Source organism: Bacillus sp. AR8-1, from assembly GCF_008042345.1.
In the GTDB taxonomy this organism is placed as follows: Bacteria; Bacillota; Bacilli; order Bacillales; family Bacillaceae_G; genus Bacillus_A; species Bacillus_A cereus.
In genome coordinates, this window is record NZ_QNUB01000045.1 from 53,623 (window position 1) to 64,581 (window position 10,959).

Genomic DNA, 10,959 nt, shown 5'->3' on the forward strand with positions numbered 1-10,959 from the left:
AATAACTGGTCCTACTGGGGGTACAGGTCCTACCGGAATCGGAATAACTGGTCCTACTGGGGGTACAGGTCCTACCGGAATCGGAATAACTGGTCCTACTGGGGGTACAGGTCCTACCGGAATCGGAATAACTGGTCCTACTGGCGCAACCGGTTTAGGGATCCTTCCCGTATTTGGAACAATAACTTCTGAAGTAGGAATCGGTTTTTCAGCAGTAGTTAATACAAATGTTAATTTTACCATTCCAGGACCTGCTAGTGGAACTACTATAAATCCATTAAATAATTCTATTACAATTGATACCACTGGCGTGTACTCTGTATCCTTTTCAATTGTATTTGTAATACAAGCTATATCGTCTAGTATATTAAATCTTACAATAAACGATTCCATTCAATTCGCAATCGAAACGCGAGTTGGTGGTGATTCTGGGATAAGAGCTACATCCGCCAGAACTGATTTACTATCTTTAAATCAAGGGGATGTTCTTCGAGTACGAATAAGAGAAGCCACGGGTGACATTATATACTCCAATGCCTCTCTTGTTGTTATAAAGGTTGACTAACTCTTTTATTACAATAAAGATTCAGGAAAAATAAAGTGAAACTTTAATAAGCCCTCACCAATCGGACTGACCACAAATAGCGGGATAAATATGCACAATATAAAAAGAAGAGGAAAACTTATATTTCAGTCTACCTCTTCTTTTTCATCACCAAATTACTGCTGAACATATATGGAAACTGATCCTCCACTTACTTGGAATTGTCCCCAACCATCCTTATTAATTGTTACAGTATTTGTTTGATTACCCGTAATATCGTACCATACTTCCCCTGCGTTATTCTTCCCAACATCCATCCACTTTGACCCTCCTGGTCCATCAGAGATTAATGTTGCTAAACCAGAATTAGCATGTACACTATCACCTTCTCTTGTCCAGCCAATTACATCTGGATGATCAAAATAATCCCGCTGCGTACCATATGCAAAGTTTTTTCGTGCCGTCAAAATCGGATCAATTTTGTCCTTTAACGCTGGAATTTCATAGTTACTATTTCCTTTTGTACCATAGTAATCACCATAGAAAACAGAAGGATATCCCTCTGCACGCGTTAAAATAAATGCATATGCCAACGGTTTGAACCAAGGGCTCACTACAGATTCCAATGACTGACCAGGCTGTGAATCATGATTTTCAACTAGAGTAACCGCAAGTGTAGGATGATTCGCAACTACCGTTCCTTTTAAAATATTTCTCATATCATAATTCCCATTTCCTGTTGAAGCATAGTGAAAATTATAATGAAGTGGTGCATCGAACACAGATTGATTATAATTGACCTTCGCTAAATAATTATTTAAAGTCTGGATATCATTTTGCCAATATTCAGCTACTGTAAACATTTCTTTCCCCGTTTGCTGTCTAACATGATTTACCCAATCGCGCAAATATTCATGATCAATATGTTTAACAGCATCTAAACGAAAGCCATCTAAATTTAATTCCTTCGCATACCACGTTCCCCATTTTTTCATTTCATTCGCAACATCTGGATGATCAAAATCAAGATCCGCGTACATCAAATAATCATAATTCCCATTCTCGCTAGACACTTCCCAGTCCCACGCTTTACCTATGCCCCTAAATTTATAAATTCGGTTTAATTTCTTTCCTTCATCCCAATCTGTTCCGTCAAAATGATACCATTTCCATTTGAAATTAGAATAAGAATCTCCACGCCCTGGAAAGTTAAATCCTGTCCAAGCACTAATTTCATAATCACCTGATACTTCAACATTTCGATTGCTTGGGTCTACCTCAACTGCTGTGACAGTTTCTGTATAATCAGCCCCACCTTTATGATTCATAACTACATCACCGTATACATCGATGTTTTTCTTATGTAAAGCGTCAATTGCAGACTTCAATTGTGCTTTCGTCCCATATTTCGTCCGCACTGTTCCCTTTTGATTGAATTCCCCCAAATCATATAAATCATATGCTCCATATCCTACGTCATTTTGCGTAGTTCCTTTATATGCAGGTGGTATCCAAACAGATGTAATTCCTTTTTGCGCTAAATTTTCAGCATCAGTACGCAAACGATTCCAATGATCCCCATCATTCGGAGCATACCACTCAAAATACTGCATTAACGTTCCATTGTTAACTGTATCTGCATATGCTTTACTCCCCTCATATATACTAGGTAAAAACATAACAACTGACAATCCGACTATTGTTACTCTTTTAAACATCTGTACACCATCCCTTTCTAAGAAAGCGTTTGCATAGTTTATCAGAATTATTATAATATTCGTTCCACCGTTAGTAAAGTAGCAATCTCTCACTCTCCCACATTATTTTTAATCTCACTTCAAATATTCAACGTAGTTTTAATTTCACATCCTATTCAAGATTGTTTACAATTTACCTATAAAAACATAACGGAGGGATTTCTATGACAGACTTTCAAAAACAATTTTTCGCACGATTATATATAGAAGAAAAAGACACAGTTTCATTTGAAGATTTATCTAACATTATGTACGCAATGGCACAAACTGTTCCTTTTGAAAACTTAAATATTCTCGAAAAGAATTTTAAAGAAATATCAAAAGAAAATTTGAAAGAGAAAATTTTAGTAAATAACCGTGGCGGTCTTTGTTATGAACTCAATCCTACTATGTATTACTTCCTGAAAGATTCTGGATTCGATGTTCATCTCGTTTCAGGAACAGTTTATAACGCTACAAACTCCATATGGGCTGTTGATTCTGGCCATATTGCAACCGTTTTAACACATCATACTGAACTTTATTTAATTGAAGTAGGATTCGGATCATACTTACCTCTTGCCCCTGTCCCTTTCTCAGGTGAAGTCATTCACTCTGTTACAGGAGATTATCGTATTCGTAAAGAAATGACCGAAAAGGGAAACTACATTTTAGAGATGCGGAAAAACAATGAGTTCTTGGATCAATCTTCTGCTGATGATTGGACGTTAGGCTATGCATTTTATATAGAAGAAGTGGATGAAGAAAAAGCAAATACAGCACAAAAAATTATCGTTGAACATGAAGGGTCACCCTTTAATAAACTACCTCTTATTGTAAAACTAACTGAAGATGGGCATGCCTCTTTAACGAAAGATAGCCTTACAGTAGCGAAAAATGGTAAAAAAACGAAAGAAACCGTTACAGACATGCAATTTACAAACCTTTTACATTCAAAATTTGGAATTACACTATAAGTATGTAAGCCTTGTTATTTTAGCAAGGCTTTTCAATTTTCAGCAGGGATTTTTTGCAATTTGTTGTATTTCATAGTTATATAGAAATATAACTACATGTTTAGAAAGGAAATGATTATGACAGAACTTAAAGATCGATTACAAGTAGCTGATATAGAAAAATGGGATTTAACAGACATTTACCATACAATTGAAGATTGGGAAAGTGATTTTCATAAAATTGAAGTATTAACGAAGGAATTACACGAGTTTAATGGCAATATTCACGATGGCAATAGTTTATTAGCTTATTTAACGAAGAGTGAAGAAATTTCTAGCATAATATCTTTAATGTTCGCTTATGCACGATTACAATCTGACCTTGATACACGCGATACTGACGCGCAATCTCTTGTCGATAAAGTATCACAATTACACGTGAAAGTAAGTGCAGCTAAATCTTTCTTTTCCCCCTTCTTACTTAGCATAGACGAAAGCACATTACATTCTTACATAGAAGAAACAGAAGGCTTACAATATTATAAAGAAGACTTATTTGAATTATATCGTTATAAAAAACACGTATTGAATAAGGACCAAGAAGCAATTTTATCACAGATGGGTGAAGCTCTTTCTTCTCCACAGCACACATTTGGTATGTTAAACAATGCAGATATATTATTTGGTGAAGTGACGACTGACGATGGAGAAAAAGTGAACTTAACACGCGGAATGTATGCAAAGTTAATAGAAGATACGAATCGTGAAAAGCGTAAAGAAGCTTATAAAGCATATTACAAACCATATGTTCAGTTAAAGAATTCCATCGCATCTACTTTATCCGCTGCTATTAAAAATAATGTTACCGTTTCGAAGCTAAGAAACTATCCATCAGCGCTAGAGAAATCATTATTTGGCGATATGGTTCCGAAAGAAGTATATGAAAACCTTATTGATACAACGAAAAAAAACATTCAAACATTACATACATACAATGAAATTCGAAAAGAAAAATTAAACGTAGATGAACTAAGACAATACGACTTAGGCGTCGATTTAGTAGAAGGTGCAAAACAAGACATCCCATATAGTGAAGCATTTGACATTATGATTGCATCACTAGCTCCTTTAGGAGAAGAATATATTGAGACATTAAAAAGTTTTAAAGATAAACGATATATAGACGTAAGAGAAACACCAGGAAAACGTTCTGGTGCTTATAACTTTGGTGTATATGGTGTTCATCCTTTCATTCTTTTAAATCATCACGATGATTTAAATAGCCTGTTCACTCTTACTCATGAATGCGGGCACGGTATGCATACGCACTATTCACATGGATACCAACCAAGAATTTCTGCACATTATTCTATCTTTGTGGCAGAAGTCGCTTCTACAGTAAATGAAGTGTTATTAATTCACTATTTATTAAAAGAAGCAAAAGAAACGAACGTGCGTAACCATTTAGTTAACCATTTTATTGAAAAATTCAAAGGTACTTTCTTTACACAAATTATGTTTGCAGAATTTGAAAAAATCACACATGAAATGGCGGAACAAGGTAAACCATTAAATGCACAAGTCTTCAGTGAAATTTATGAAAAACTATTTAAAGAATATAACGGTGATTCACTTGTATTTGATGAAGAAGTAAAATACGGATGGGCTAGAATCCCTCATTTCTACCGCCCATTTTACGTATACAAATATGCAACTGGATTCGCATCTGCCATTCAAATCGCTGATAAACTATTAAGCGGTGATCCGAATGCTCAGAAAAATTATATTGAATTCCTGAAAGGTGGAAGTTCTGATTATCCACTAAACCTATTGAAAAAAGCTGGTGTTGATTTAACTACGCCAGAACCGATTGAAAGTGCATTGAAACAATTCACTCAACTTGTTGAGGAGTTTTCAGCATTATAAAAAGCATGCAGAGTATATGCTCTGCATGCTTCTTCATTTGAATTACTCTATTCTATATGCTGCTGCGTCACACAGTGAATCATACCACCATACGCATACAATTCATTCACATAAATACCGACAATTCTTCTTCCTGGAAACTGACCTTCAATAATTTGCAGCCCTAACTTGTCATGTTCATCACCATATACAGGAACTAATACGACTTCATTACCAATATAAAAATTCAAATATGAACCCTTACAGTCTGCTTCTTTTACCACTTTTCTTGTTACTGGTACTGGAATGAGCTGAAATGGCTTTCCATCTATATTTTTCGCTTGTCGCAATTCTTGATAATGCTTTTCGTACGCCTCCAAAAGGTATGGCTCTCCTTCACCGAAAGGATCATATTCATACAGTATCGTATTTTCATTTACAAACCGTGCCGCGCCATCAATATGATAATCCGTATCTTCATCATAATTATCTTCTCCGCGTATACCAGTTATCCATATAAAATTCGTTACTCCTAAATATTTCGTTAATTCCATTTCAATTTCTTTCTGACTTAGTGTGGGATTTCGATTTTCATTTATAATAGACGTTTTCGCCGCCATTAAGGTCCCGTTTCCGTTTATCTCAATTCCCCCGCCCTCTAGACAGACACTAGATTCAACTTTTGGAATGCGATACATTTCACTTATTTTATTCGGAATATTAGCGTCTTTTTCGTACGGATATTTATTTCCCCAACCATTAAATATCCAGTGCGTTAGGCAGCGATTCCCTTCCTTATCCGTTACAAAGATTGGTCCGTTATCTCTTATCCAAATATCATCAGTTTCTTGAATTAAGAAATCAATTTTATCCATATTTACATTAGCTTCCATTAACTTCGATTGGACATGTATTTTCTCTTCTTCATCACATACAACAATATGGACATTTTCTCCATAGTGAAGCTCCTTTGCCATCGATATCCAAATATCATCTAACTTAGCTCTATAACCTTCACCTCTATGTGCTTTATCATGTGGCCATTGGAGCCATGTACCTTCATGTTTCTCCCATTCCGCAGGCATATAAAACAAACTATTTTCTATATTTCTCATACGTGTTCACCCCTTATATGAATGTACGTACAGTCTATACTTTGACATCGTGTTAAGGTCAACAGGAATATCTTCATTTACTTGTAGCAACTTTATAAGGTGACTCTTTATTTCGCCTTTTTATTATGATAAATTGCTTTCGTACATAGAATAAGGATTGACATAATGTTAATGTCAATCCTTATTCTCATTCTATTTTCGTAACTAAAAAACAAATTTGTGTCACATACTCTTCTGCTAAACAATCACATTCAGGTCCCTTTATATAAACCTCATATGGCGAATTAACTATTACATACCCATTTTTTTCAACCCATTCTTCTAACGCTATATAAGCGTAACCTATATAGTCGTAACTTCCATAATGCATAGTAGTAACGATTTGATGTGGACTTAGTTTTTTCATTTCATATTCTTGTACTACATCTTCATCATTCCCCTGCATAACCGGGATTCTTAATTCAATATCACTGTTACTTGGAATATATTCTTCATCATAAAAGACTGCAGATGGCGAACCGACTATTTGAAAGTTATTTTTTTGTACCTCTTCATATAAGTCATAAAAATAATCATCTATATCATCTATATCTATTTTTACTCTTTGAGTAATTATCGTTACTTCGTTCCTCATTCCCATTAATATATCGTAACTTCTATGGCGAGCAATATTTAGACTACTATTCACCATTACCATTTCATTCATTTCTGAAATAACCTGTAAATTTTGCTTCACTTCATGAGACAACTCGATAATTTGTGATTGTATATGTTGAACAAACGAATCTTGATCCGATGACTGCAAAACAATTTTAATTTTTGGAAGAGGAAATTTATACTCCCTTAGCTTTTTTATTTTCAATGCTACTTCCAGCTGCTCTTGTTCATAATACCTATACCCATTAACCGGATTCACATATGCCGGTTTTAATATCTCCTCTTTGTCATAATGTCTTAACATCCGCGTACTCATTTTACAAATCCGAGAAAACTCAGCGATGGTATACATATCAATACTCCTTGAATATATTTTCTTTTCATTACTTATTTATTAAAACCAATCAAAAATCTTCTTCATTGAAAAATCTTCATTCTGATTTTTCAATCTTCTCATTTTCGAAGGTAACAAATGGCTTGGACAATACCACGTTAAACAATTCATTGCGCCTCCCATTGTTGATATTTCTCCTACATGAATTTGAATAACTTGCTTCTCCGTATACTGTTGAATATATCGTAAAACTTCCTCATCTTTAGCTAGTCCAAACTTAGGAACATAAAGAGCATCACATGATTCTAACATATTTATATACAACCCTTTTGCTGATGCTATCTCTTGATCATATTGTCCTTTCTCTGTATATGATGAAGGAACAACTATAAATTCAGCTTCTGGCATTTGTTCTTGAATAATCTCTTGAACACTATATCTAAATTCATGATCCCCTAAAAAATCACTAATAAACATTGTATGTTCATCAATAAATTTAACCATTCCGTCTGCGTGTGCTAGTACATCCCCTTCTTCAGCAGGAATAATAATAACTCGGCTCACATCTAAATCCCATTCTAACTGCTCAATAATTTCCTCTTCTGTCCAATCATCGTTATCATCAAATATACGTTCTGTTAATATTACGGTATCTTTTTTATTCCAAATAAGATTACCACCATCTAATATTAATGGGGATTTCACATATTCAAAGTCATTCTTTTTCAACCATTTATTAAACTGTTGATCTAAATATCGCCCCTGATCATCTGGCAAATAATTGGGTCTATATTTAAATTTAACTAGATGAGTTGTGACAACCGGTGCAACATCTCTTAGCCAAATATCATCATACTCAAAACAGCTCGTATGAAAGTCTTGTTCTTCAACAGATAAAGATATAAGTTGATCCGCAATTGATTTCTTTTCATTTAAACATTCATTAAAGTAAATCAAGTCTTCATAAAATGGTTGATAATATTCATTCGATTCGTCTGGTATTGCAGTAAAAATAATCCCATTATGTTTTTGTTCCATATTATTTACCTCGCTTTTTAATAGTAGTTACATAACTGATTTCACAAAGCCAACTATTCCTCAATTCATTTCTCTTTTCATTACAACTCATGAACCGCGTATATTTCATGAATGGATTATAGCATGGAGAAATATTATATATTTATATAAAAAATATAAAGCTGACGTTAAGCCTTAAATTGACTCTTGACAAGTTTTTTAAATACCATATTTTAAAACAACAATAAATGATTAAATGATTTTTTTATCAAGATTCAAACCCATTACTTCTAATAGATCGTTTTGATTATATAAATTCACTAAATGCGCTTCTACTCCTATACAAATTCCTTCTAGCGGAAGATCATTTGGATCCTGACCAAAGGGATCTTCAATTTCAACCCCTATTGCTTCAATACCTATGAATGCAAAACTTATAAATGTAAACTATTTTGATTATTGTAATGAACCATATTTACAAAAACCTCTTTCTCTATTAACCTTTTATTCTTTTAAATCACGAAAGTATACAATTAAATAATAGAATCATAAACCCTATCATTATGAGGCTGGTTAAGATTATTTCTTTCAATACCGTTACTCCTTTTTTGCAAAAAGATAAAATATCTTATTTAATTCAACAACAAATGTTCACTATTCTAAATCCCGACGCATCATTTTAGAATTCGCAATGAACAACGCACTAATTAATACAAAGATTGCACAGGCATATAACAATAAATCTAACGGACTATCGTGATCTATAATGATGAGACGCACAATAGCTGTTATACCTATATATATAAAATATCGTAATGGAAAATGAAAATTCATTTGAAAATACTTTATAATCATTACGATGAATTCAAAGTACAAAAAGAATACGACGATACTATCAATTAAATGATAACTAGATTCATTACTATCCAATTTCAGTTCTTGTATAAACTGAATGACTTCTTTCATAAGAAACACACTTAGAACAACCCCTAAGCAAATTAAAGCTACATTTAAAATGTACTGTAAAACGATAGGGAAATACGAAAACACTATTTTAAAATTCTTTAACACAAACATTTTTCTCCTTTACCATATAAAACGAAAAGCGAACATACACTACAATTCAATTATCATCATATTTAAATTTTATTTTTACAAATAATAAGGAATGACAAAATAGGTAAAGATAAGATTTCACCTATTTTGTCTATATAGCAGCACAACGAAATTACAATTAATTACTTCAATGCAATTGGTTGTTGTTGTGTCACACAATGTATCATACCGCCGTTTTTATACAACTCCCTCACATCAATACCGACTACTTTACGATCTGGGTATAACTTCTGAATCGTATAGTTTGCGATTTTATCATTTGGATCATTATAATTAGGCACTAATACAACTGTATTCCCAATATAATAATTGATATACGATCCCTTATAATCGAGAGTTTTTCCATTCTCTAAAGCAACCTTTTCTTTACTAAGCGGCAAGTATTCATACTTATATTTCTGTCCTGAAGCATTTTTGGCATCTAACAATGTATCCATATCTTTATTGGATAAACCCCATTCAGCTAGGTCATCTTCTTTGATCGTTACAATGGTAGATTTATTATGGAATTTAGCAAATCCATCAATATGAAAGTCCGTAATATCTAAATTAGGTACTCCGTCTAACCAAATAAAGTTTGATACCCCAAGATCACTTATATATTTTTCAATTTCCTTTTCTGATAAATCAGGATTTCTATTTTTATTCGTTACCGCACTTCGAGTTAATAACGCAGTCCCATTGCTGTCTAATTCAATTGCGCCGCCTTCAAGGACAAATTTCCCCCAATCAATTCTTTCAATTCCTGATTGTTTACTCACATTCTTACGTATTTGAGCATCATTTTTATAAGGTGTTTTCTTCCCCCAACCATTAAATGCTGGATCTAATATTTTGAGATTTTTATTGCTGTCATAAACAAAAATTGGTCCACTATCCCTTGCCCATACATCATCAGTAGGCGAGATAAAGAAATCAATCTTCTCCATATTTAACCCTTCATCTGTTAAAAGGTTATTGATTCTTTCTTTTTCTTCCTGGTCATATGCAACAATGTGGACTTTCTCACCCTCAGTTAAAGCACTTGCCATCTTAACCCAAATAGGTTCAACTTCCTGCTTATACTCTTCACCATATGTGTATTCATGTGGCCATTGTAGCCATGTACCTTCATGTTTATCTTTTTCATCTGGCATCGTATATTTCCCAGCATTTTTCTGTACCTCTACTTTTTCTCCTTCTTTCCCTTTAACATTTTCATTGTTACCCTCAAAAGAGCATCCACTAATAATCGTTGTAGATAATGTAGCTATTAAACAAAACTTTATTGCTTTTTTCATTTTTTCAACCTCCTGTTCTTGTCTCCAATACTGTAAAGCTTCACATAGTGTGAAGCTCAAGCTTTTTTATCAATGTAAAAATTACCAATTGTTCTTTGCATTACTTAGCATTTAACGACCTATTTAGATTTATTCAAATGCCAATCACCTTTTTCACCTATTTATCCCGCTATTTGTGGGCAGTAAGACCCCCACCTCAAAATTCAGCGAAAGCAAAGAAGTTAGGTGGGGCCCTGCTGATTAAAGTTTCACTTTATTCAGTAAGTAAAACTTTACAAAATAAAAAAATCGGTATTGAT

The 10,959-nt window shown here is 33.7% G+C and carries 9 protein-coding genes and 1 pseudogene (1 of these 10 only partly in view); 3 read left to right on the plus strand and 7 right to left on the minus strand.

Going from position 1 to position 10,959, the window contains the following annotated elements; genetic code table 11:
* On the plus strand, nt 1-565 hold the 3' portion of the coding sequence (locus tag DN400_RS30190) for an exosporium leader peptide (RefSeq protein ID WP_481747370.1). It extends 101 nt beyond the left edge of the window; the window shows 565 of its 666 coding nt (coding positions 102-666); its start codon lies beyond the left edge, outside the window; it ends in the stop codon at nt 563-565.
* 155 nt (nt 566-720) lie between these two features.
* Here DN400_RS30190 and amyS read toward each other — a convergent pair whose 3' ends face one another.
* A complete protein-coding gene (gene amyS / locus DN400_RS25115; protein ID WP_000476899.1) occupies nt 721-2,262 on the minus strand; it encodes an alpha-amylase in 1,542 nt (513 codons plus the stop codon).
* Nucleotides 2,263-2,465: 203 nt separating this feature from the next.
* Between amyS and DN400_RS25120 the strand changes: the two genes are divergently transcribed.
* Together DN400_RS25120 and pepF are read left to right on the plus strand one after the other, a co-directional pair.
* The gene (locus DN400_RS25120) at nt 2,466-3,257 is read left to right on the plus strand and encodes an arylamine N-acetyltransferase family protein (RefSeq protein ID WP_000129221.1); all 792 of its coding nucleotides are present in this window, start codon (nt 2,466-2,468) and stop codon (nt 3,255-3,257) included.
* A gap of 117 nt (nt 3,258-3,374) precedes the next feature.
* Entirely contained in the window at nt 3,375-5,162 is a 1,788-nt protein-coding gene (pepF, locus tag DN400_RS25125) for an oligoendopeptidase F (RefSeq protein WP_000137534.1), read from the plus strand.
* 47 nt (nt 5,163-5,209) lie between these two features.
* Here the strand turns inward: pepF and DN400_RS25130 are convergent, their stop codons facing one another.
* The 6 genes and pseudogenes from DN400_RS25130 to DN400_RS25155 form a co-directional block, all read right to left on the minus strand.
* The gene (locus DN400_RS25130; RefSeq protein WP_001244187.1) at nt 5,210-6,256 is read right to left on the minus strand and encodes an agmatine deiminase family protein; all 1,047 of its coding nucleotides are present in this window, start codon (nt 6,254-6,256) and stop codon (nt 5,210-5,212) included.
* 187 nt (nt 6,257-6,443) lie between these two features.
* Nucleotides 6,444-7,265 (minus strand): MerR family transcriptional regulator, encoded by an 822-nt coding sequence (locus DN400_RS25135; RefSeq protein ID WP_000287980.1) that lies wholly within the window; start codon nt 7,263-7,265, stop codon nt 6,444-6,446.
* 42 nt (nt 7,266-7,307) lie between these two features.
* Nucleotides 7,308-8,285, minus strand: coding sequence for an agmatine deiminase family protein (locus DN400_RS25140; RefSeq protein ID WP_000435524.1), 978 nt, complete (start codon nt 8,283-8,285; stop codon nt 7,308-7,310).
* Nucleotides 8,286-8,516: 231 nt separating this feature from the next.
* Nucleotides 8,517-8,708, minus strand: a pseudogene (locus DN400_RS25145) (bestrophin family protein); the annotation flags it as partial.
* A 210-nt stretch (nt 8,709-8,918) separates the two neighbouring features.
* A complete protein-coding gene (gene psiE / locus DN400_RS25150; protein WP_000916573.1) occupies nt 8,919-9,335 on the minus strand; it encodes a phosphate-starvation-inducible protein PsiE in 417 nt (138 codons plus the stop codon).
* 167 nt (nt 9,336-9,502) lie between these two features.
* The gene (locus tag DN400_RS25155) at nt 9,503-10,660 is read right to left on the minus strand and encodes an agmatine deiminase family protein (protein ID WP_147802002.1); all 1,158 of its coding nucleotides are present in this window, start codon (nt 10,658-10,660) and stop codon (nt 9,503-9,505) included.
* Nucleotides 10,661-10,959 lie beyond the last annotated feature (299 nt).

Bases quoted from the DNA above. Each gene is read 5' to 3' on its own strand.
- DN400_RS25155 (WP_147802002.1), bottom strand. From the start codon at position 10,660: ATGAAAAAAGCAATAAAGTTTTGTTTAATAGCTACATTATCTACAACG.
- pepF (WP_000137534.1), top strand. From the start codon at position 3,375: ATGACAGAACTTAAAGATCGATTACAAGTAGCTGATATAGAAAAATGG.
- DN400_RS25135 (WP_000287980.1), bottom strand. From the start codon at position 7,265: ATGTATACCATCGCTGAGTTTTCTCGGATTTGTAAAATGAGTACGCGG.
- DN400_RS25130 (WP_001244187.1), bottom strand. From the start codon at position 6,256: ATGAGAAATATAGAAAATAGTTTGTTTTATATGCCTGCGGAATGGGAG.
- DN400_RS25140 (WP_000435524.1), bottom strand. From the start codon at position 8,285: ATGGAACAAAAACATAATGGGATTATTTTTACTGCAATACCAGACGAA.
- DN400_RS25120 (WP_000129221.1), top strand. From the start codon at position 2,466: ATGACAGACTTTCAAAAACAATTTTTCGCACGATTATATATAGAAGAA.
- amyS (WP_000476899.1), bottom strand. From the start codon at position 2,262: ATGTTTAAAAGAGTAACAATAGTCGGATTGTCAGTTGTTATGTTTTTA.